Source organism: Paenibacillus sp. GCM10028914 (assembly GCF_042666275.1).
In the GTDB taxonomy this organism is placed as follows: Bacteria; Bacillota; Bacilli; order Paenibacillales; family Paenibacillaceae; genus Paenibacillus_AQ.
On the sequence record NZ_JBHTFO010000015.1, the window covers coordinates 285,566 to 307,577 of the forward strand.

Consider the following 22,012-nt stretch of genomic DNA (forward strand, 5'->3'; position numbering starts at 1 on the left):
AAAGGGAAGGTAGGACTTACTCTCCTTTTGTCCGCCAAGCATCCAACTGTTTCTGCACTTCCCGTCGCACATCGTCTATACCAGCTTGTTTGAGTTCCTTGTTAAACTTGGGTAGGATCGAATCAACATCGACAGAGCCAGTCATGAGACTAGGATAATACTTCTTCCAGATCATTTCTATCTTATCGATTTGAGTAGATAAATTAGTTAGATCAGGCGTAAATCCAAGGATGGTTGATTTGATGACTCCAGCGTTATAATTACGGAACTGATCCCATTTGTCGAGGGGGTCGGGGTTATCGCCGCCCATGGTTTTCAGAATAAACCAATTTCCCTGTGTGTATTGCACACCTGAATAGCTGCTTGCAGGGGTATCCGGGATCGGTTGGCCATCTTTGTCTTTGTCTGTAATGAGATCGACTTGTCCTTGTTCGTCTAGTGTGTAGTGCACACCTTCAATCCCATAGTTGAATAAATTACGAATCTCAGGATCTGTATTGAGTAAATTCAGGAATTTAATACATTCGATCGGATGCTTGGTGTTAGCGTTTATCGTCATCATACCTCCACGGACGGATTCCGTGGTGACGGTTGTAGGGGTGACAGGGTTCGCTACAATCTTGTAGCCGCGATCTTTACTCCATGATGTTTCTGGGAGTGGACCACCTCCTGAAGACTTCCAGAACACTTTAGCTCCCCGTCTAAGTCCTCCAGGCTCACGAAGTGCGGCGTCTTTATTAATGAAGCCTGCTATGTAATAACGTCGTAATGTATTCAATACCTGCCCAGCTTCTTTTGTCTCAAAAATATTGATGACCTGCGCACCCGTGTCCAGTGATTTTATCATCAAAGGCACTTTATGATTCATGATATATTCATAACCATAAAGTGCGAAGAAGTTATGTGAATCCCGATCCAATTCCATAGGAGTATATGCTGGCTCTTCCTGTTTAATCATCTGGAGCAATGGTTCAAGCGATTCCAGTGTATTGTACTTGGTGATGTCGATCTGGTACTTTTCCACGATGGAAGCGGGGTACATCCAATGATCACGGACGGCTAATTCTTTATTGGTTGGTACGCCGTATATGCTGCCATCGTTCATACGTACTCCTTGCCAAAAGGTTGGGTCAATGGTGTCGTACATTTCTTTGCCCATGCCAGTTAGGTAGTCATCAAGTCTCAACCATGCACCGCGCATAGCTGTGGCTGCATAATCGGGTGCATAAGCGATGTCAAACGGGCTTTCCGCCGATATAAGCGTGTTTAGCCGATCTTCATACTCCTGCCAGCCAACCTTGATATAGGTAATCGTCACACCGATTTTTGGGGCTATGATTTCATTGATCTTATCATTGACGAGTTTAAGATCTTTGTCAGGCTCTCCAATTGTATAGTAAATAAGGTTTACCGTCTCACCATCAAAAGGATCGTCGTTATCTCTAGGTTGTGTGAAGCAGCCGGTTGTATATGATGTGAGCAGTAATATAAGACTGATGGCCATCAAGATGCGTCTGTTTCTTGGGTGCTTAACCATTGAGATCCTCCTATTAACTGTGTCGTTGTTAACCTTTTCCTCGAAGATCAGAAGGGGATTTTCCGAAGAAACCGTGAAAATGGGTATAGAAATAATTGAGATTGTTATAGCCGACCGAAAACGCAATGGAGGATATTTTTTCATCTGTCGATTGAATTCGTTCCTGTGCAAGGAGCATTCGATAAGCCATCAGATACTCTGAAAATTTCATAGTTGTTTCTTTAAGGAATAATTGTCCAAGGTAAGTGCTGTTCATCTGGAAACGCTCTGCTACTGATTTTAAGGTTATGTTCTGGGTATATTCTGTCTTGATCATCAGCAGAATGCGGTTAACCAGTTTGGATAAACTGTCATAGCTAACGCCCAGTACTGGATCTTTGTTCAAGTGATCGCTACTCATATTATCAACCGTACCACCAAGTTCTTCTACGATGATCTTCTCAATGACTTGCTGCAACTTAATGCGGTCGACAGGCTTGAGCAAATAGTCTTTGACGCCACAACGAATGGCTTCCTGGGCATATTTAAATTCACTATAACCGCTCATGATGATGTAATTTGTAGGGATTTGTATTTCGTTGAGTCGGCGGATCGCATCATATCCGAATTGCTTGCCAATGCAAACATCGAAAATGGCAACATCGGGCATTAAGTCTATAACCTTGGACATGGCTTCTTCCGTAGATTCGCAGGTCTCGATTCGGCCAAATCCATATTGCTTCCAATCCAGAATTCGCTTCATTCCCTCCAAAATCTGAGGTTCATCATCCACAATCATCAGTTTGTACATGTTCCATCATCACCTCTTTCGAAAGACGCACCGAAATTTTGACTCCAGCTTCTTCATTATTATTAATCTCAATACAAAAGCCGCTCCCGTAGAAGAAGTGAAGGCGGGTGTATACATTGCGTAATCCAATGCTGTTTGAAGATGTATCATCATGGTTGAACATCGTACTACGAACGGTATTTAAACGTTCTTCAGTAATCCCATGACCGTTGTCCACGAATTCCAATACATAATGATCTTCTGTTTCAAAGCCATTAACGACATACAGATTAAATTCATGATTCGCATTATAGCCATGTATGAAGAAATTCTCGGCCAATGGCTGCATCCAAAATTTCACGGTAGGGAGCGAGAGCAGCGATTGTTCTACATTGACTTGATAATAAAAACGCTCCGGATACTTAAACTCCATAATTTCGAGGTACTTCTTCAGTAATTCCAGCTCACTTCCAATCGAAATGATATTTTCCTTTTTAACAATCTCTCGATATAGCGCTCCTAATGACGCAATAGCGTCAGCAGTATCTCTGTCCTGATTCACTAGAGCAGTAGATCGGATAACCTCTAACGTATTGTATAAAAAATGAGGGTTGATTTGATGTTGAAGCGCTTTCATTTCTGTTTCTTGCTGCTTTATCTTTAGTAGATATTCATTACGAATATGCTTATTTAACTGCTGAATCATATCGTCTAATTCCCGGGCGATCATGCCGTATTCATTGCGGCGGTAGCGAGCAGGGCGGTTCGGCGTAAAATTTGCTGTTTTCACCCTTCCAATCGATTGAATGATGCGACGTAAGAAGAGGGCATCGTCTCGCATATTATATGCAATAAGAAGAAGTACACATATCATGGCTGTAAGCACGATTAAGAAAATGGTGAATAGCGTTACCGCGTGTTGACGTATTAGCATGGATAAATCAATCATACTGACGAATTTAAAATTGAACTTTGTGGATGGAAACGAGACGAAAAAGATATGGTTCAAAACACCTGTCGATATAAATCCATGACTACGACCATTCGTAGCAGCTAGACGTGATAATTCCACCAAGTCTTGGTTCTGTCCGTTACCAATGAGGTAGATATCGCCGGATGCACTGACTGCAGCGGCGTTCCCCAGTCGAAAATTTTGTACCGATTTAAAGATTTGATCACTGCTGACCAAGAAGCGGAGCTCTCCGAATTCATGGGAGCCTATTGTTGTATCCGATAGTTTCTTGCGATAGACGAATCCCTTCATCAACGTGTCACGGAAGGCTTCATCCATATTCGGAACTCCGAAGGTGAAGCTTGCGATTCCGTTGTTGTTAAAGCGGACAACATTACCATACTGGGTACTGTGAAGACTAATCTGAGTGATATCTCCCTGCGCCCAGCTGTATAGGTAGGTCTTAACATCTTCCGGAAAGGAAACGAGAGGTTGTGAGTAATGACTGTTTTTCAGCCTGCTGGTAAGATAGCCTTCGGCGCTACTGCTTAAAAAACTCCGAGCATCATCCATTAGTCCAGGATTGGAATAGATACGCTGCATATAAGCCTCAATACGATCAGCATCATACTGCAGTTCATTCTCAACGCGTGCGAAGGCATTAGCCGCTTCGATACGGGCATTGCCAACCCATTGATTCAGAAGCATAGCACTGGTCAATATACCGATTGTAAGTCCAATGGCCACGACAAAAATGACATAGGCGATAAACTTTTGACGATAAATTTTGATTTGTAAAAATGATCCCATACGACACCTCAATTGCATCTGGTCGGCTGAAATAAGCGTTGATATATCTCAATGTATCACGATTAACAGCAAACTTCATAGATAATAAAGAAAAAGCATCCCATAATAGTGACCCATTAGGGGATGCGTTTGAATTCAAGCTTACTTAAAATAATTGTTAATTTGATCTTGAGCAGCCTGCATAATCGTGTCCATGCCAGCCGCCTTTAACTCAGCTGTAATTTTAGGAACCATTTTTTCTGGATCAGATGCGCCTGTAATGATTTCATATCTGTATTTATCCCACACAGCTTGACAATTCGCTACTTCCGTTTGAAGTTCAGTGATGTCGAGCGCAAAGCCGAGAACAGTGGAGGAGGTCGCTGCATCATTCAGTTTTTTAACTTGTTCCCATTGATCTTCAGGAGCGCCTTTTGTAACCGCCATATTAAAGAATGTACCTTGCGTGTAGGCAGCCAGCGGCCAAGTATCAGATATACGTTCAATTACCTTTTCTCCGTCGACATTGTTGTAGTCTACACCTATTTCTCCAAATGCAAGCATATTGCGAAGCTTAGGATCTGTATTTACTAATTCGAGGTATTTCAATGCTTCCTTTTGATACTTCGAATTCGCAGATATCGCGTTTAGCGAGCCCTGAATCGTACTTGTGGTATAAATAGGTCCATAGTGCTGGAACATATCATACTTTTCAATAGCGTCATTGATTTGCCAGCTGATTTCCGCTCCTGGAAAAGCCTGTGCTGCAAAGAAAGGTCTGCCTTTATCGTTCTCCGTTTTCGTTGGGGCATCCGGGTTGATAATACCTTCCTGATACCACTTATGCAAGAGCTTCAGATTTGTCATAACATCTGGTTGCTCGAGAACTGAGACAACCGTGCGAGAAGCATCGTCAGCTTTTACACCGATTGGAGCAAAGCCCAAGGTGAGATCGTCATAGCTGTTAAAGAATCCGTTCAAGCCTTCGCCTTGTGTCATTGGCAGAGGGTAGAAGCTTTTGCCTTCACCAGCTTTAATGTCTTGGAATGGTTTATCTAGATCTTGCAACGTCTTGATATTATTGATATCGATATTGTACTTTTGTACATACTTATCATCGAATACCCAGTACTGTGTCAGTGCTGAATCCTTATAAGTTGGGACAGAGTAATACTTGCCGCCGATTTTTGTTCCTTCCCACACTTTTTCAGGGATGAATTTGAATAATTCAGGCGTTTCGCTTTGGACGAGGTCTGTAATATCCGCAAATGCTCCCATAGCAACTTGCTTGCTGTATTTGCCGCTATTCGTGAACATGATGTCGAATGGCTCGCCGGTATTCACGATCGTATTTATTTTGGTATCCCATTCGCCCCAGCTAGCTACCTTGATATCAACTTTTACGCCGATCTTTTCGGCTGTATACTCGTTCATCGCATCAATTGCTTTGCTGAAGTTATTAGGCACTTGACCACCGATGGTCCACCAGACCAAAGTTGGAATATCCTTCTTAGCTTCGGTGTTGTCCTTCGGTGTGTCTGGCGTGGTTGATCCACCTGAATCGGCTGGTGTCTTCGAGCCGCCACAGGCAGCCAGTGCAGTCAACATGAGTGTCAGTACACACAGTGTAGAGATGAACTTTAACGCTCTCTTCATTCCAATTCCCCCTTTTTGAATTCAATCATTGTAAGTTGTACAAAGTGATCTATCATAAACCAAGTTAACTTGGCTTACTTCGTCATTAGCCTTTCAGAGCACCAACCGTTAGCCCGGAAATGAAATATTTCTGGAAGAAAGGATAGGCAAATGCTACTGGCAGTACAATGAGAATGGCGACAGCCATACGGGCGGATTCCTTAGGCATCGTTGCGACGAGGAGGGCGTAGCTTACACCCATACTCGCGGCATTCTTGGCCAGTGCATCAACATTACTCATTAAGCTGTTAAGCAGTGCTTGGAGTGAATAAAGGTTCTGGTTGTCGATGTACAGCATCGATTGAAACCAGTCGTTCCAATAACCAAAGCAGAGAAAGAGTCCAATGGTTGCTATGACTGGCAGAGAAATCGGCAGAATAATGGAGAAGAAGATTCGCAGTTGACTCGCGCCATCGATTTCTGCAGATTCGATTAATCCATCGGGAATCGTGCTTTTAAAGAAAGTCTTACAGATGATTACGTTGAACGATGAAACTGCCAGTGGAAGAACAAGTGCCCAGATGCTATCTTTTAACCCTAGCAGATTCGTATTAATGAAGTAGCTGGATACCAAGCCGCCATTGAATACCATCGGGATGAATACCACCCAGGTGAGGAAACCTCTCAGTTTGTAGTTTGGACGAGAGAGCACATAACCCATGGAGGTAGTAAGTAATACACCGAGCACGGTTCCGACGACGGTAACAAGTACGGATACGCCGAGCGCTCTGAGAATCATTGTTCCCTGCTTGATGATATAGACATATGCATCTAAGGATAGAGCAACGGGAAGTAGATGATATCCGGTCTCTCGAATGGACGCCTCACTGGAGAAGGAGATGGATAGAACAACGACTACGGGTATGACACATAACAGTGCCAAGATGATAAAGATCAGATTGAAAAACAAGTTAACGATTTTGTTGGTACGGTTAAATTTATCAAGGCCCGTCTCATAGGTGGATTTTTGTGTCATCGCTCTGACCTCCTTACATCATCGCGCTATCTGGATCAATTCTGCGAACAATCCAGTTAGCGACCAGAATAGTTACACATCCAAGAACAGACTGAACAAATGCAGCAGCAGATGCCATTCCCACTGTTGCTGATTTCAGTTGTTTATACACCATCACATCAATTGTGGTAGCGACGTTAAAGAGAGAGTTGGAATCTCGCGTGACCTGATAGAATAAGCCAAAATCTGTATAGAAGATTCGTCCAACAGACAAAATAAACATCATGACGATTACCAGTTTGAGTAGAGGGAGTGTTATAAATCTCGTCTGCTGCCAGATGGATGCACCATCAATCACAGCGGCTTCATAATAGGTGCTGTCAATGCTCGTTATGGTTGCCAGATAAATGACCATTCCATAGCCTAAACCTTTCCAGACATTTAAGAGGATCAGAAAGTAAGGCCAATATTGTGGCTCCATATACCAGTTAATAGGGTCGCTGCCCATACTGACGAGCATTTGATTCACAATCCCTTTATCAAAACTGAGGAATGCCCAGCCTACAGCAGATACGACAACCCATGATAGAAAGTAGGGGAGGAACATCATAGTCTGATAGACTTTACTTGCTTTCCGGCTATGTAGAAGTCCGATCATAATTGCGAATAGAACGGGCAGCACGATGCCTAGAATGATAAAGATAATATTGTAACCGATCGTATTTCGAATAATAATCCAAGCATCATTTGACTTAAATAGAAACTCGAAGTTTTTGAAGCCTATCCAGGGACTGTTAAACACATTGCTGAGGAAACCGCCACTAATCTTGAAGTTTTTGAAGGCAATAATGATTCCGAACATCGGTAAGAAACTAAACAGGATGTACCAAATCGTTGTTGGCAGCGCCAAGAGGGTTAGTTCCGTATCCTGTTTGTGCCAACGCGAACGTAAGCGCTTTCTTTTAACTGTTGATTCGGCTTTAGAACTCATGACTGTCTCTCCTTCCGGTGTTATGTCGCTTGCAGTGTACTTATTAGTTCCATTGTATAAGAAGTGGATTTGATACTTCCAGATAACAAACTTGATACTATAGTCAACAAACGTTAGATACTTTAATTTTCGATTGATCTTTATGAAATGATCATCTAGAAAAATCGTCGTCACAACCAAAATTTCAACAATCCAATATTATGTTAGAATTGATATCGAAAATAGTGTAGAGAGTGAATTGAGGGATAAGAAGCGTGTGGGAAAATATTGAAAGAGGTTATTATATAACGTTAGAAAATGGTTCACAGGATACGTGTGACGGCGAAAAAATAATGGATGAAATAATCAGTCACTACATGGAGGAGAGTAAAGATGAGGGATCTGAGAGAAGTGGAAAATCGATAATTATTGATACATATTTGTTAGAGTCTAATTGGAATGAGTATATGAGGTTCAGAAGAAAGGCAGCGTTTTATAGAGAACAAGGTTTTACAATTCGTTTTACTTTTTAAAGGACATCCATACAATAATAGATTTACATAGACCAGAGATGGCGGTTAGTAGTTATTATTCTTAAGATATCCTTATAATTCATGCCTGATCATATGCTCCGCGAAGAGTGCTATTATTTAATGAAGCTCGCTCAGTTAGATATGGTTCCAGATCCAGAATGTAACCTAGATAAGCCAAGAATAGATGAGAAGATATAACATACAGTTACAAAATCAAGAACAACCCAGCCTCTGCAAAAACGGAGGCTGGGTTGTTCTTGATTAAGAAAGATATACGCATAAAATGTTGTTAATTATGTTTATTGTTGCTCATTTGTTAAAAGTTGTGTCTCATCAAAGCTATTCTCCAGCGTAATATTAGAGAACTTTGCAAAGTTAAGTCGCTCGATCTTATTGGCAACATCATTGCTGTCAACAGCGAATCCAACATATATGGAACCTTGCATCACGATTGTTCGCTCGCCAATCTGTGTCCAATCTTTTCCGTTGGTGGATCCGTAAGCATAGAACGTATCTCCCTTACGGCCAAGTTTGAGCCAATAGCCTTGTGTAGCACCATTAATTTTGAATGGAATGTCCGCAATGAGTTGTATACCAGCCTTTTCTGCAGCAGAAGGGCTGTCTAAAGTTTCGGTCATTTCGTCGAATTTTCCACCTGTATCGTTTCTTCCTGCCAGATAGGATGACCAGCTGGTTTGCTTAAAGATCTTCACAAAGGAGAGACCAAGGGCCGCGGTGGCACTGTCTTCATTCAAGTCATCACGAATCATTAGACCTGTGAAGGCGTGATTGTCAACAGAACCAATCTCGTCCAGTTTTGCGGTGAATTCCAAATCTCCATCTAATTCCTTATAGACGAAGTGGAAGTCGTCTTTGGCGGCATTGTTCATCTCAGATTGTTCCTTGCTACCTTCACTTATTCCAAGCTTTCCATTACCTTTAACAGTAATCACATTATCTTCTAATATCCCTGATCCGTTAATGTCCGGGTTGCCGATATCCGCAGAAGTCCAGCCGTCCCTAGAAAGGGCAGTGGAATTAGCATTAACATGAATGTTAGCAGCAGTGGTTTGTGTCTCATTTCCTTTCGTATCAATCACTCTTGCAGATATATAGTATGAAGCATCCTCTAAGCCCTTGATTGTATACGTGTATGTGCTGCCTTTTTTCACAGCATCCCCAAGATATTCAGATCCATTAAATACAGAAACTTTATTAATTTTATTCCCGTGTTTGGTTGAAGGCTTGATCTTTACTTCGATATCTTCCCCTGCTGCATATTGAGCATTATTGTCTGGTGCCAAAAGTTTAGCATCGGGGTTTTCAGGCGTGTGATTCATATCAACTAGACCGTTAATATAAAGTTCAAGCCAGGTATAACCGCTTCCCGTTACTGTTTTATACGCATCCTTGATGTCCCAGATCTTTTGCTTCTTTTCCCAATTGTCGTCAATTCCATTTAGATTCGTGTCAAATTGAGTATCACGCTGTTCTTCTACAACACCAAAGTCCGAAATATATCCGCCGACCTCGTGCTCCGTGTTAATATATCTTCCCATACCTTGCTCAACTTCCGCTACAATTCTTGCATCAATCGCGTCGCGCCGCGGATAAGTAGCTCCTGCTTTCTGCAGAATGCTTCTTAACAATGGTTCATTTGCATGTTGGATGCCAGATTGAATGTAATCATCAAATGCTTTATTGGTAATGCCGTGATTAACCCCCATGCTGTCCGCCGAAAGATATGGCTTGGTTGCAATGGTTGTTTTTTGGTCACCACTCGTGACACCTGAAAATTGCACATGCTCGGAAGATTCATTTAGTACCCCAGTAAGTTTGCCATTGATTCTGTTTCCAGCGATGTAGAAACCGCCGAGCTTCGTGGATTCTCCAGCGTCGAGAACTCTATTCGTTACGTTATCTCTCGTACCTGGTCCAGCAATTTCGATATTGTTCATAAAATTAGTAAAGGTAAAGCCCCCGCCATAAGTGCCGTTGAAACCCCAATTGTAAATAACATTGTTAGAAAATTGAACAACTGCTACATGATCAGCATCTGCAGCACCGGCATACCCGCCGCCGAGCCTTGGATTACGTGAAGTATGGTTCGCGTACAAATTGTGATGGAAGGTGGTTTTATCTCCACCGGCAATCCCGCCATAACCATGTCTTCCTTTAGAATGTCCGGATAGTGTTAGGCTCTCCGAAATAATGGACCATTGAACGGTACCATTTTCACCCCTGTATAACGACAGAGTTTCATCCGTGTTCCAACTGAATGAACAATGGTCAATGATAAAGGTATTATTGTCCCTTCCCCAAAGCGCATCCATAGAATCACTTCCACTATACACATTGGTTGCACCCGGACGGAAAGCAAGATATCTAAGGATTATATTTTCTGAATTACTGATATTGGTGTCCCAGCCTGCAAGAGTAATGCCGTTTCCTGGTGCAGTTTGCCCTGCAATGGTCAGATTTTTAATATCTTTGAATCGGAGAGTGCTTTGCAGTTCTATCGTTCCGGAAACATGAAACACAATCGTACGTCCCTCTTTAGGAGTAGTTAAAACCCCATAACGAAGTGAACCTTGAATCGGTGTGTCTTTTTCGTTGTAATCCTCTAAGGTCGTTACAATGTAAACGTCACCGCCCCGACCACCACTGGTATAGGCTCCGCCTCCTTCGGCACCTGGAAAAGCGAGGACAGGCGTACTAACGGTAACATTTGATTGTTCATTTGCCTGCCCCGAGGCATCGAGAGGAGGGACCTCTATCATTGTAAGCGCTACCGAAAAACTCAAAAAAACGGCAGATACCTTGCTGAGTTTAAAACTCTTCCAATTCATCTTTAGTCGTATAACAAGGAGATCATCCTGTTCATAAATGTGTCCCCGTTACACTTCCTCCTTTCAAGGGAATGTTGGTCTACTGCTAATACTCTATATCTTCTAGTTCTTATTTACCTGCCAAAAACAGATTTTTTTTATGCCAACTATTGCTTTTGATTCTTGTGCACATGGATTAATCCATATTATGTTTTAGTAATTAGAAACTGCAATGCTTATGATTCAAAGCGGATAGGAGGGAAATATGAGAATTAAATATCAGCATCGTGACCAAGAGTTTCATTCCTTTATTTCTACCAACAACACTTATCCACTTCATCTTCATAAGAATGTAGAGATTGCGCTGGTCTTATCCGGAAGTATTCATATCTTAATTCATGGAAAAGAGTATATATTGTCTGAGGGAGATATGGCGATTATATTTCCCAATCAACCACACAGTTACACAACCGTGGAGAACAATCAGATCTTATTGATCTTTTTCGAGGCTACTTTTCCGGGAGATTATACAGTGGATTTGTTAAATCATGTACCTGACAACCCGATAGTTCCAAAGCATCAGGAGCTGGCTGATCACCTAACAACCTTATATCAATTATATAAAAAACAATGTGACGATCGCTTGCTTAAAGCGTACACCTCATTAATATTAGGACATGCTTTACCATTATTATTAATAAAGAAAGTAGATTACAAGAAAGACATGGATGTCATTCTAAAAATTCTTACTTACATCGACACTCATTTTTTAGACCCCATAAATCTAAATACACTTGAAAAAGAGCTTGGCATCAGTAAATTTATTATTTCTCGGTTTTTCTCCGATTTATTTCATATATCATTTCGTGATTATATAAACAGGCAGCGGGCGGCTTATGCTCATATGTTGCTGTTATCTACTACTAATCCTGTCACCGATATCGCATTTGATTCCGGGTTCAATAGCTTACGTTCTTTCTATCGGGTCTTTAAAAGGGAATATGGTGTAACTCCAAATGAATATCGCAAGAGTTTTAATCAATTACAATAAAGGTTAATCTATAGAACTAGAAGCAGAACAGGGAGGGGGAATGGAGATCTATGACAGAGACGTTCATATCCTCCAATAGCACATGCACATTAAAGTGCCGTACGGTTGTAGTCTTTTTTGCGGGTGTACTTACGTATCGCAATAACTTTGAAGCTGCGGCCAGTGAGATTGCTAAAAGATATGATAATGCCAAGATTGTGATGATCTTCCCTTATGGAATGGCTAACGGCATTTCGGGTTCCTCATTATTCGGTTTATTGGCCCGTCAGCTTACTCAAGTCGGATATGACTTAACCCGTGAGCAGTCCCGGCGAATAATAAGCGCATCGGAAATTATCCGTGAGCATGCAGTAGATGCCGCCAACCTGATCTTTATCGGGCATAGTGCTGGAGGTGTAGTCGCATATCGGACAGGGCTATATTTGGAGGCGGAGTATGGGGTCAATCAAATTCAGGTATTTGCGGTAGGTTGCCCTAAATTTTATTTGAAAGACATCCCATACAATAGCAGGTTTACATATATCACGGGTCAAAAGCTAGATCGCATTACACAAATTGGTGGTTGGCAAAGGCCTGGTTCTCGAGTGTACCGAGGTAAGCCGGGGCGTATAATTCAGATGAAATTTAATCCGAATCATCAGGGCTGGCGGTTTCATGCCTCATATTTTCTAAAGTCGGATTGGACGGATTCAAACGAGGTATTCCATACCAATTCAGAAGATCTGGTCTCCAAAATACATGAACTACACCCAGGAAATTAAAAATTCAAAGATAAAAAGTTTATTTCCTTAACTTAGCGGGTAGTGGAATATGTTTTATAGATTCAATAGGATGATAGATCAGCATCCAGGGACCTGCGAAACGCATAACCTCTTTAATACTTTGACGATAATCACGTTTGTAGCAATGGACAGGGCACTTTGCACAAGCTGTTTTTTCTTCACCAAATTGGCAAAGAGATAATCTTTTGAATGCATAAGCATTTAGGTCCTGACAAGTCTCGCATAACTCTTTCTGATGGTGTTTTTTCTTACAATATATTCGAATCATTTTAGTAACAATTTCTTGTTCTTTTCGAATCTTGGGCCCGTCATTTAACTTACGTTTAACTTTAGTTGTCATGATTAAAGCTTCCTTTCAATATTGTACGAATGTATTATTCATTAACTATAACATCAAACAATTCAGGAATTCGGTGATCTCTTATACATAAAAAAGCAGTCTTGAGCTATGGAAAAGGTCAAGACTGCTTTATTGTTATATTGATTTGAAGTACTCGTATTATTTATTGATTGCCTGCATCCAATTAATTAATGCCTCACTAACCTCATCCAACTGTTGCTGTGGTGAAATCGTTGCATCTGAATCACCTTTTTGCTTCCCGTACGTTCCGAACTGAGCATGATTGCCACCCTCAATGGATACATATTGTGTAGAGTTAGCAGGTAAATTCTGCTTACTTTCTTCCCACACACTCCAATTCAATACACCATCCTTAGTACCTGTAACTTGCAGGACATCCAAACCTGAATCTTTCAAGCTGCCTCCCTCATCCGCATAAGAGCCAAGGAAGAACACACCAGCAAGTTTACTTGTGTTCTCAGCTGCATATCTCGCAGCAAACGCTCCACCTAGTGAGTGTCCACCAATGACATAGCTGTCTTCTGGATGCTCTTCAATCAGCTTAGAAGCTCTGTTTTTTCCGAAGATAGCCATATCGAAAGGCATCTCAGCGATATAAACGCGGTGACCTGCTTCAGCTAGCTTTCTGGCAAGCGGCGCATAGCTTTCTGCATCGACCAAAGCCCCGGGGTAAAAGATTACACTTGGTTGTATTACTTGCTTATCAGCGGGTTCGAAAAGGAAGTTGTTTTCTCCCAGTTTCACCTCGACTGCTGAATTACTTAACATTGCTTCCTGTGCTTCCTCAAGCGGTTCGTATTTCAAAATCGGATAGGCAATCAATATGCCTAATGTAAGAAGTATTACAAGTGAAGCTACTGAAATGAGAACCCATCTCCCAATTTTTCGTTTGGGCTTAGTTCGAGTTAAATTTTGTTCATCATGCATCCTAAACTTCCTCCTAGTTGTGCAGAAATAATCTATACAACAGAGTAACATAGTTGTGTAATCAAATGAATCTCTCTAGCATTCATACTACGGTTATGTGACTATTAATTGTATTGTTCTCACCAGTTATTAGGTTTTTCTGAAAAATTGAGCACGAACTTTCTCCGATGAGCAGGTGTTCATATAAGAGAAAGAAAGGAGATGACGATCTTGATTTCAATAGCCACACGAAACATTGTAAAAGGAAGCCTGCTTGGACTCTCCTTTATTATCCTTTGTAGTAGTTGCACGTTATCTAAACCGAGTACTACTGTGATTGTTGATGATTCGGCACTTATCCAGCCAGAGAATAAAGAACGAGAAACCGATATAATGAATAGCATGATTTTAACTGAGAAGAATGGAATTATTGTGACTACTCCCATAACGGAGAAAAGTGATCTGCTGCGTGAGATTACTGTAGATAAGCGGGGAGAGAAACAGAATACATTTTTATGGGAAGCGGTAGTGGATACTTCACGTGCACCCTTAATTGATGAAGTCGATGTAAACTCGGATGGTATCAAGGAGATTGTTATTCATATAAATACTGGAAGCGGAACAGGGGTTGCTGTTAATAACATTCATGTTTTAAATCCAGACACGCTGGAGGAAATGATCGTTGAGGATCCCGTTTCAAAATTAAATGGTGATCTGAAATCATCTGTTACTCACCGCTCAGGTAAGACTTATATAAATACAGAGCTAAATGGTAAGCATTTAAGCAGAGTATACGACTACGAAGGTGGATCTTGGGGAGATCAGGTGGGTTTTGGATCCATTATATATTATGAAATTGTTGATGGTCATTTGATTGCCAGCCTCTCAGGGCAAGCGTCAATGAGCGAATTCCCAGTGAGGATTGTCGCCGAGTACGATAGTGATCTCACGATTGTGAACTCGACTTTATTTTATAACTCATTTTTACAACCTCCACTTAACGAAATAGATCTAAAGTATATTCTTGAGCGATGGTTACCTGAAGGAGATTGGGTTCTCGGTCAGGTGGACAATCTATTTTCTGCTAAGTATTCATCAATGAACAACGAATCGAAGGAAATGATGATTAATCCGTTGACCGGAACGGTATTTGATAAAGCATCGGGCAGACCGATTAAGAGTCTCACAAATGAAGATGCACTTGAACTTTTAAAGATTACAAATGAGGAAGAGTATAAGATCGAACTTTCCAGATCGGCAGAGAATATATTATCAGCCGCTGGCATGAAACCGGCAAGCAAAGAGTGGATCACCGGCTTTCTAGATGACGGATATCTAGTTGGTGAGGTTATACGTTCAGATAGTCATATAACAATTAAGGTAGATGTGTTTACTGGACAATGGGAGGAAATAGATCCCCTTTAAAATAACTTAATCCAGTTAATCATTTGAAACAGTCGGCGAATTTGGCCGGCTTTTTTTGTTATGAGAATGACTAATAGAAGATTCTGAGACCTAAATTTTAAGTTGAAAGATAAGACACTAAAGTCCTAATTAAATAGGACTTAAAGGTTGCTAAATTGAATCATATTAATCGGAAATTGTTCCTCCATAATTTATAGACGTAAAGAATCATTTTTTCGGGAATTTTGAACAAATGGGTATACGCCGGGCGTTCCGTATAATACGATCAAAAAAAGTTATTATGCAAGATCATGGCGACTAGATAAGATAATTGGAGGGAAACAATATGAAATTAATCAGGATAATTTTGGTGTTGTTTGGGAGTGTATGCTTGATGGGAATGAGCTGTGCAGAGAAGAAACAGGAAGAGCAATTTACACTCGAAAAAGCGGAACAAGACGGTGATAATATCCGTATTCCACACAATGAACGGCTGTTATTATCCACTGACAAGAAGTGGATCGAACAGGAAGGACATCAGTCCGATATGATCCGTCTACAATGGACGGCAGAAAGAGCCAAACCCGCGATCGTCTGGATGGACGAGAATGGTAAGAATAAGACAGCGATTATATCTCATGATAAGGCAAACAATCCAGAGCAGCACGACCATAAGCATATCTCATTCGAAACGACGATGTCTCCGACAGGTCCATATGCCAATCAGTTGTTCACCCGATTTGAAATCCCGTTCGATACCGATATAAGCGAAATTCGTACGCATTCGTCCAATTTCAATGTAATGAGTGGAATCTTGCGGGTAGCAGGCGAAAGCGAAACTAACCGGGACATTCAGTTAAGTGTATCCGGTAAGAATAATGAGACGACACCAAGATGGGCTGTTCGAGCAGATAACACAAAGGAAGCTGGCGACAATACTGGAGCCAACCTGCAGTTCATTCGTTACAGCGATGACGGCGAAGTTGTTGATTCCTCACTAACTATAGAACGGAGTGACGGCAATGTTGGAATTGGCACAAAAGATCCGGACACCAAACTTGATATAAACGGAGACAAGCTTCGTATCCGCGACAAGTATACACCCGCTTCTTCTACTGCTGCTTGCAGCCAAGGAGAAATGGCTTGGGACGACGAATATGTATATGTTTGTGTTAATCAGAATAACTGGAAGAGGACGGAATTATCATCCTGGTAGACTTTGTCATTAAGAGACGATCTTAATTAACGGTATAGTCTTGATGTATTGCAACGGCATATCTTTTACAGTAAACTGTACTTTACATCTTGATTATAGGAAGGAGATTAATAAATATGACTATTCCTTCATTGAATAGAATAAACGAGCTCAGCCGTAAGCAGAAGACAAAAGGTCTAACCCCAGAAGAACATGCCGAACAGCAAAAGCTTCGTCAGGAATATTTAAAAGACATTCGTGGGCAGGTCCTATCAACCATGTCTAGTTTGAAAGTTGTCGACCCGAACGGTGACGATGTAACCCCTGAGAAACTGAGAATAACACAGGAACAGAAGCAGTCTAAGCAACATTAATCCCTTCTGATTCACATGGGATTTACACAGATTTAATACTAGTGATACTAAACCTCCACAACCTTTTAGGGATAAAATATCTTCCCGATCAATTGGTTGTGGAGGTTTTTTATAAGAATGAACTTCATTTATAAGAACAAATGAAAAATTACAAAAGATGTAGAGTTCATTGCATTTTCTTTAATTTGTACGTTGGATCTTTAATTTGAATCCTATTTGTAAAGGTTTTCATCGTATAGATTGATTATAGTAACATTTGGGAGGTGAAAAATAAGGTTTCATGTCTGCTTAGCTTCATAAGGGAACATTATGACAACTGCACAGGAGGATAACTTTATGAAAGTTCAAAGAAAGACAGGGGCATTATCAAAAATAACGTCGACTGTACTGGCGGGAGCATTGTTAGTCTCGGCATTTCCATTGGTTGCTCATGCGGGAGACACTTGGCCATTTGAAGGAGACAGTGCACACGGGAAAAATCAGCCCAGCGTACATGGCTATACTAGTGGTCATGTCTTGGACTGGAGCCCTGAAACGGACCCGTATGCTGAACTGCTGAGATCGCGTGTTCCGTTACAAAAACGGATCGATCCACTTGCGGCAACCCAGGCTAATCCCAACCTAGATTCTAATGTTAAGATGATGAACGTTTCGGGCGATTATGGTAACGCTTTTATAGAAAACGCCCCTTACACCAACAAATTTGCGCAATATCATTTTAACTTCTGGCAATATATCGATTATTATTCATACTGGCATGGAACAGCCACCGCCTATACTCCACCGGAGTACTATGATGATTTGGCGCAAAGTGACTGGCAGCAGAAATGGTTCGAATTCGGAATGTTGAATATCCCTAACCCTACCTATACGGATGCGGCCCACAAGAACGGTGTCCTTTCTCTAGCAGGTATATTCTTCTCTAATAACGATCGTGGACAGCAAACTTATAAGCAAATGATCGTTAAAGATCAATCAGGGAATTATCCAGTAGCCGAGAAATTGATAGAAATGGCTAAGTATTATGGATATGACGGATATTTCGTGAATCAGGAAGAACAAAAACCAAATGTTGCTGTAAATGATATTCCAGATTACATAGCTTTTATGAAAGCACTGCAAGAAGGCGGATTATATGTACAGTGGTATGATTCCTTAGATACTTCCACGGGACAGAATACTTTTGCAAGAACTTTCAACGATAACAATATCTCATTTTTATATGATAGCGAACAGGATGAGCAGGTGTCACAATCCTTTTTCTTCGATTACGGGATGGGAAAGAATCAGATAACAACTGCTAAAGATTATATCGAGAAGCTCAATCAAAAATCTGGAACTAGTTTTGATGTTTACGACATCGGTTTTGCTGGACTAGAAGCCGGACGCGACCGTTTCAAGAGTGTTCAGGGTACTGCTCTTGCGAACAAGCTGGACAGCAATGGAAAGTCTCAGCTTAGCATAGCAACACTCGGAGCCGATTTTGTTCATGCGGGTCTGGATGAAGATATGGGACAATCTTGGCCTGTAAATCGCCGCGCGGACAATGATTATCAGTGGATGACTAATGTGCGTGAACAATTATGGTGGTCCGGGGCCAACATTGATCCAACGAATACGGCGGTGTCTGAGACGAATACAGCTTCGGATGTGTATGCTGATACCCGTTATTGGCCTGGGATCGCATCCGTGATTGCGGAACGTTCCGTCATTGGCGATTCTAATTTCTATACTAATTTCAATACGGGTCATGGTCTTTCTTATTATGTGAACGGCTCGGTTTCCAATGTGGACGAATGGTCTAATATGAGTCTGCAAGATATTCCGGTTACATGGCAATGGTGGCAAGACACGACCGGTAATAAGCTGACTGTTGATTTTGATTATGGACCAGAGTATAACATCGACTCTACGGAGCGTTATGATTATAAGCAAATAGGAGCTTACCAGGGCGGAAGTTCACTCGTTGTAAACGGTAAGTTGGACGCAGAGAATTTCCTACGCTTGTATAAGACAGATTTGAATGTTAACAAAGACTCCAAGCTGTCGATTACGTACAACAAACCTTCAGCTAATGATAAATCTACAATGAATATCGGTTTGATCTTGAAAGATGATCCGAATACTGTGGTGAACGTTCCAGTAAAAGGAAGTGGAAAGAAAACAAAAGGTTGGGTTACGACCGAGATTGATTTGAGCGACTATGCAGGTAAATCAATTGCAGCTTTAGGGCTTGTATTTGATCCTCGTAATGAAAGCATATCGAATTATCAGATGAACATCGGCCAAATCCGTGTGTATGACAAATCGGCAGGTAAACTGGATGCTCCAACGGGTTTAACCATCGACAAAGCATACACAGATACAGAGGAAATGGTTATCAAGTGGGATATGAATACGGACTATTCCGAGGTTAAACAGTACAATGTTTATGTAGATGATGTTTTCGTAGGCGGGAAGTTCGACAATATCTTCTACATTAAAGATGTACCAAGTCGTTCAGGTGTGATCAAGGTTGCAGCAGTAGGAGCCGATGGACGTGAAGGCAAAGTTGCGAAGTTAAAGTTCAACTTGTCTGACTCACCATCAGATATCACTGTCGACTCCCAAGAGAATGGTGATCTTTTAGTAAGCTGGAAGAATCCGAAAAAGGTAGCAAAGAACATTACAGTAACGGTAGAGTCACTGAATAAGATTACAACAACTGAACCGGTGTCCAAGCAAATCACGGTATCCAAAGGAGAAACCTCAGCCTTATTCAATGGAATGCCTACTAACGGGGATGATTTCATTGTCACACTAACCTCTGACAAATCAACAGCAGTCTCAGTCAGCGGCAATTTCATTGATAAAGTTGCAGAACCTTATGCAGAAGCTTGGTCTTGGAATGGAAATACATTGAATTTGCCGATGCCAAATTCACGTGACTGGCGCTATATGTATGTCTATGAGGACGGTGAGTTGAAGTCATTCCCAACAACTTATAGTGTTGGTAACAAAGATCGAATCATACGCGGAAGAACGACGAAGGCGAGCCTAAGCTTTACCTCAACCGCGCAAAATGTGTATGTCATCATGGAAGATTACGCAGGTAACAAATCAGAACCAGTATATCTTAAAGGCGAAGAACTTTAATAGTACAACAAGCTGGCACCCTTGAATGGTTCAAAGAATTTGCCGATTAGGATTAAAGAGAAGAGAGAGTGTTCGGGATAAATACTCCCGAACACTCTCTTTTATTTTAAGCTTAATATCTGTGAGGCACTTAGACCAGTGTGCTATATTATTAATAGTTTGATATAAGTTCGTAGAACCGAAGAATTCAAATTTTGACCATACATAGGGGGGCATCTTATCCTATGCATAGAACCACACCCTGAACAAAAAACGCGGGGAGTGGTTCTTTTGTTACTTGTTCTTCTATGCAAAAATGATTGTGGGGGCGATAACAGGTGTTTAACGACTTCAAGCTCATGGATGACCGTCCAGTATCGATCCAAGTGAAGGAATATATGCAACGGTTAATTATAAAAGGCGGGCTGCAAGCCCATCAGAAGCTCCCATCGACGCGAGAGCTCAGCAAGCTTTTGAATATGAGTCGAAATACGATTATAACCGCCTACGAGGGCTTGGAGGAAGATGGATTTGCTTATACAGTACATGGAAAAGGCAGCTATGTTGCAGAAACTATAAACAGTGTTCCAGATGCATCATGGAATATGGATTGGAGTTCTCTTGTAAATGATCATGCTCGGAAGGCAGTTGAACTTGATCTGATGAAGCGCGGTATTCGCGCAAAGAAGGACATGATTTCCTTCACAAGTATTGCACCTGATGAGAAGCTGTTTGACCTTGCTAATGTGAAGCGTGCTTTTCAGGACCGAATGTCAGTAGAGGGAAACGTGCTGCTTAACTATGGTTATGCCAAGGGATATAAGCCATTAATAGATTATTTGCTTAGATATATGGATCACAAAGGTGTCGATCTAAAAGGCAAAGATATGTTGATTACCAACGGATTTACAGAGGGGTTCGATATCGTATTATCAGCCTTGAACAAGAAGCATGGTTCGGTGATTTGTGAGAATCCTACCCACAATACTGCAATCAAGAGCCTAAAGCTCCATGGTTTCGACATAACTGGAATCTCGATGGAACAAGATGGTATCAATCTCCGGGAGCTGGAGCAAGCATTACTTAAAAAGGCTTTTGACTGTGCATATTTCGTTCCTTCGTATCACAACCCGACAGGTATCGTGATGTCACCTGAGAAGAGGCAGTTGTTAATGAAGCTAATGAAGCAGTATCAGGTACCTGTGATCGAGGATGGATTTAATGAAGAACTCCGTTACTCTGGTTCCCACGTAGCTCCGTTGATGGCGACTGCGGGACAGGGTAATGGTGTGATCTACCTTGGAAGCTTCTCAAAAGTATTGTTCCCTGGAATCCGAGTCGGATGGGTGTTAGCAGACCGGGAACTGATCAATTATCTGGAAAGCATTAAGCGAGCACGCAGCATTCATACATCTACATTGGATCAGTCGATCCTTTATCAATATTTGTATAATGGCAATCTAGATAAATATTTAAAGAAGGCAAGAGCGGAATACAAACGGAAATATGAATGGACGAAACATTGCTGCGAAGCGTTCATTCCCTACGAGCGGCTATCGGGAGATGGTGGCCTTCATCTCTTTGTTACCTTCAACGAAGGTTTTGATACCAGGGAATTACTCGAAGCCTGCTCTCGTCAAGGAGTCATCTTCACACCAGGTGACAACTTCTTTACCGAGAATGGTCAAGGAAGACATACGATGCGATTAGGCTTTTCCAGGGTAACAGACGAAGACATCGGCAAGGGAATTCGAATTATAGGAGATACCGCAAAACAACTTATGGGATAGAGGTGCT

The 22,012-nt window shown here is 41.5% G+C and carries 16 protein-coding genes and 1 pseudogene; 8 read left to right on the top strand and 9 right to left on the bottom strand.

The genetic code is table 11. From position 1 onward, the window contains the following. Nucleotides 1-16 precede the first annotated feature (16 nt). From ACFQV5_RS14800 to ACFQV5_RS14825, 6 genes are all read right to left on the bottom strand, one after another. On the bottom strand, nucleotides 17-1,537 hold the full coding sequence (locus ACFQV5_RS14800; protein WP_379248096.1) for an ABC transporter substrate-binding protein: 1,521 nt from the start codon (nucleotides 1,535-1,537) through the stop codon (nucleotides 17-19). 28 nt (nucleotides 1,538-1,565) lie between these two features. Continuing rightward, nucleotides 1,566-2,327 carry a response regulator transcription factor gene (locus tag ACFQV5_RS14805; RefSeq protein WP_379248098.1) on the bottom strand — a complete coding sequence of 254 codons (762 nt, stop codon included), beginning with the start codon at nucleotides 2,325-2,327 and terminating at the stop codon, nucleotides 1,566-1,568. Beyond that, nucleotides 2,302-4,068, bottom strand: a complete 1,767-nt coding sequence (locus ACFQV5_RS14810) for a sensor histidine kinase (protein ID WP_379248100.1) — start codon at nucleotides 4,066-4,068, stop codon at nucleotides 2,302-2,304. Before ACFQV5_RS14810 ends, ACFQV5_RS14805 begins: the two co-directional genes overlap by 26 nt. A gap of 141 nt (nucleotides 4,069-4,209) precedes the next feature. Then, on the bottom strand, nucleotides 4,210-5,703 hold the full coding sequence (locus ACFQV5_RS14815) for an ABC transporter substrate-binding protein (protein WP_379248102.1): 1,494 nt from the start codon (nucleotides 5,701-5,703) through the stop codon (nucleotides 4,210-4,212). Nucleotides 5,704-5,788: 85 nt separating this feature from the next. Next, nucleotides 5,789-6,718, bottom strand: a complete 930-nt coding sequence (locus ACFQV5_RS14820; RefSeq protein ID WP_379248104.1) for a carbohydrate ABC transporter permease — start codon at nucleotides 6,716-6,718, stop codon at nucleotides 5,789-5,791. 13 nt (nucleotides 6,719-6,731) lie between these two features. Further along, a complete protein-coding gene (locus ACFQV5_RS14825; RefSeq protein ID WP_379248106.1) occupies nucleotides 6,732-7,688 on the bottom strand; it encodes an ABC transporter permease in 957 nt (318 codons plus the stop codon). 593 nt (nucleotides 7,689-8,281) lie between these two features. On the opposite strand from ACFQV5_RS14825, the pseudogene ACFQV5_RS25575 reads away from it, so the two are divergent. Then, a pseudogene (locus ACFQV5_RS25575) lies at nucleotides 8,282-8,398 on the top strand (DUF2935 domain-containing protein); the annotation flags it as partial. Between the two features lie 101 nt (nucleotides 8,399-8,499). Here the strand turns inward: ACFQV5_RS25575 and ACFQV5_RS14830 are convergent. Further along, nucleotides 8,500-11,049: a pectate lyase family protein gene (locus tag ACFQV5_RS14830; protein WP_379248108.1), complete on the bottom strand. Its 2,550-nt coding sequence runs from the start codon at nucleotides 11,047-11,049 to the stop codon at nucleotides 8,500-8,502. A gap of 244 nt (nucleotides 11,050-11,293) precedes the next feature. Here ACFQV5_RS14830 and ACFQV5_RS14835 point away from each other — a divergent pair, with 244 nt between their 5' ends. Continuing rightward, nucleotides 11,294-12,079: an AraC family transcriptional regulator gene (locus ACFQV5_RS14835; protein ID WP_379248110.1), complete on the top strand. Its 786-nt coding sequence runs from the start codon at nucleotides 11,294-11,296 to the stop codon at nucleotides 12,077-12,079. A 50-nt stretch (nucleotides 12,080-12,129) separates the two neighbouring features. Continuing rightward, entirely contained in the window at nucleotides 12,130-12,840 is a 711-nt protein-coding gene (locus ACFQV5_RS14840; protein WP_379248112.1) for an alpha/beta hydrolase family protein, read from the top strand. Nucleotides 12,841-12,859: 19 nt separating this feature from the next. Here ACFQV5_RS14840 and ACFQV5_RS14845 read toward each other — a convergent pair whose 3' ends face one another. Both ACFQV5_RS14845 and ACFQV5_RS14850 read right to left on the bottom strand, forming a co-directional pair. Next, on the bottom strand, nucleotides 12,860-13,201 hold the full coding sequence (locus ACFQV5_RS14845) for a nitrous oxide-stimulated promoter family protein (protein ID WP_379248114.1): 342 nt from the start codon (nucleotides 13,199-13,201) through the stop codon (nucleotides 12,860-12,862). Nucleotides 13,202-13,360: 159 nt separating this feature from the next. Beyond that, entirely contained in the window at nucleotides 13,361-14,149 is a 789-nt protein-coding gene (locus tag ACFQV5_RS14850) for an alpha/beta hydrolase (RefSeq protein ID WP_379248116.1), read from the bottom strand. 210 nt (nucleotides 14,150-14,359) lie between these two features. Between ACFQV5_RS14850 and ACFQV5_RS14855 the strand changes: the two genes are divergently transcribed. The 5 genes from ACFQV5_RS14855 to ACFQV5_RS14875 all read left to right on the top strand — a co-directional run bounded on the left by ACFQV5_RS14855 (nucleotide 14,360) and on the right by ACFQV5_RS14875 (nucleotide 22,005). Beyond that, a complete protein-coding gene (locus tag ACFQV5_RS14855; protein WP_379248118.1) occupies nucleotides 14,360-15,553 on the top strand; it encodes a hypothetical protein in 1,194 nt (397 codons plus the stop codon). 325 nt (nucleotides 15,554-15,878) lie between these two features. Beyond that, nucleotides 15,879-16,748, top strand: a complete 870-nt coding sequence (locus ACFQV5_RS14860; RefSeq protein ID WP_379248120.1) for a hypothetical protein — start codon at nucleotides 15,879-15,881, stop codon at nucleotides 16,746-16,748. Between the two features lie 116 nt (nucleotides 16,749-16,864). Continuing rightward, on the top strand, nucleotides 16,865-17,101 hold the full coding sequence (locus tag ACFQV5_RS14865; RefSeq protein ID WP_379248122.1) for a DUF896 domain-containing protein: 237 nt from the start codon (nucleotides 16,865-16,867) through the stop codon (nucleotides 17,099-17,101). A 336-nt stretch (nucleotides 17,102-17,437) separates the two neighbouring features. Next, a complete protein-coding gene (locus ACFQV5_RS14870; RefSeq protein ID WP_379248124.1) occupies nucleotides 17,438-20,236 on the top strand; it encodes an endo-beta-N-acetylglucosaminidase in 2,799 nt (932 codons plus the stop codon). 317 nt (nucleotides 20,237-20,553) lie between these two features. Further along, complete coding sequence (locus ACFQV5_RS14875; RefSeq protein ID WP_379248126.1) at nucleotides 20,554-22,005, top strand: aminotransferase-like domain-containing protein; 1,452 nt, start codon at nucleotides 20,554-20,556, stop codon at nucleotides 22,003-22,005. Nucleotides 22,006-22,012: the final 7 nt, after the last annotated feature.

Coding starts and splice junctions, on each gene's coding strand:
- ACFQV5_RS14870 (WP_379248124.1), top strand. CDS start 17,438: ATGAAAGTTCAAAGAAAGACAGGGGCATTATCAAAAATAACGTCGACT.
- ACFQV5_RS14815 (WP_379248102.1), bottom strand. CDS start 5,703: ATGAAGAGAGCGTTAAAGTTCATCTCTACACTGTGTGTACTGACACTC.
- ACFQV5_RS14810 (WP_379248100.1), bottom strand. CDS start 4,068: ATGGGATCATTTTTACAAATCAAAATTTATCGTCAAAAGTTTATCGCC.
- ACFQV5_RS14800 (WP_379248096.1), bottom strand. CDS start 1,537: ATGGTTAAGCACCCAAGAAACAGACGCATCTTGATGGCCATCAGTCTT.
- ACFQV5_RS14850 (WP_379248116.1), bottom strand. CDS start 14,149: ATGCATGATGAACAAAATTTAACTCGAACTAAGCCCAAACGAAAAATT.
- ACFQV5_RS14830 (WP_379248108.1), bottom strand. CDS start 11,049: ATGAATTGGAAGAGTTTTAAACTCAGCAAGGTATCTGCCGTTTTTTTG.
- ACFQV5_RS14845 (WP_379248114.1), bottom strand. CDS start 13,201: ATGACAACTAAAGTTAAACGTAAGTTAAATGACGGGCCCAAGATTCGA.
- ACFQV5_RS14840 (WP_379248112.1), top strand. CDS start 12,130: ATGACAGAGACGTTCATATCCTCCAATAGCACATGCACATTAAAGTGC.
- ACFQV5_RS14825 (WP_379248106.1), bottom strand. CDS start 7,688: ATGAGTTCTAAAGCCGAATCAACAGTTAAAAGAAAGCGCTTACGTTCG.
- ACFQV5_RS14805 (WP_379248098.1), bottom strand. CDS start 2,327: ATGTACAAACTGATGATTGTGGATGATGAACCTCAGATTTTGGAGGGA.
- ACFQV5_RS14860 (WP_379248120.1), top strand. CDS start 15,879: ATGAAATTAATCAGGATAATTTTGGTGTTGTTTGGGAGTGTATGCTTG.
- ACFQV5_RS14820 (WP_379248104.1), bottom strand. CDS start 6,718: ATGACACAAAAATCCACCTATGAGACGGGCCTTGATAAATTTAACCGT.
- ACFQV5_RS14835 (WP_379248110.1), top strand. CDS start 11,294: ATGAGAATTAAATATCAGCATCGTGACCAAGAGTTTCATTCCTTTATT.
- ACFQV5_RS14865 (WP_379248122.1), top strand. CDS start 16,865: ATGACTATTCCTTCATTGAATAGAATAAACGAGCTCAGCCGTAAGCAG.